The organism is Peptostreptococcus anaerobius 653-L, assembly GCF_000178095.1.
Classification (GTDB): Bacteria; Bacillota; Clostridia; order Peptostreptococcales; family Peptostreptococcaceae; genus Peptostreptococcus; species Peptostreptococcus anaerobius.
The window spans coordinates 1-560 of record NZ_ADJN01000067.1 but is presented as its reverse complement, the minus strand read 5'-3'; the positions used below and the strand labels follow the sequence as shown (position 1 = coordinate 560).

Here is a 560-nt window from a genome sequence, read left to right as displayed (position 1 = left end):
AATTTTTTCTACTGATAAAAATAAAGCTTTTTCCAAAGAAGATTTAGTCGGGAACACACTTCTATTCCTGTTTAATCTCTTAAACTGGGCATTGAGGCTCTCTATAGCGTTTGTAGTGTATATAACTCTTCTAGTTTCTGGAGAAAATTTAAAAATAGGAATTATACAATCCCAGTTTGTATACCATGATTTAAGGGAATTCGGGTATTTTTCAGACCATTTTTCACTAACAGCATCTAAATTTTGCCTAGCCTGTTCTTCGGATCCTGACAAGTAAATTGATTTTAAATCCGCAGCAAACTCTTTCTTGTTTTTGTAGCTAACGTATTTCAATGTATTTCTGACTTGATGTACTATACAGCGTTGGTATTCAGTATTTGGAAAAGCCACGTTTATGGACTCTTTAATACCTGTTAATCCGTCTGCACAAATTATCATAATATCCTTTAGCCCTCTGTTTTTAAGCTCATTAAATACTGATAACCAGTATTTTGAAGATTCGGCATCGCCAACGTAAAGCCCTAGAATATTTCTCATATCCTAAATGCTCATTCATTTCT

At 33.6% G+C, this 560-nt stretch carries 1 pseudogene; it reads right to left on the bottom strand.

Annotated features, from left to right (window positions below):
- Positions 1 to 525: pseudogene (locus tag HMPREF0631_RS08895) on the bottom strand (IS256 family transposase); the annotation flags it as partial.
- Between the last annotated feature and the right edge of the window lie 35 nt (positions 526 to 560).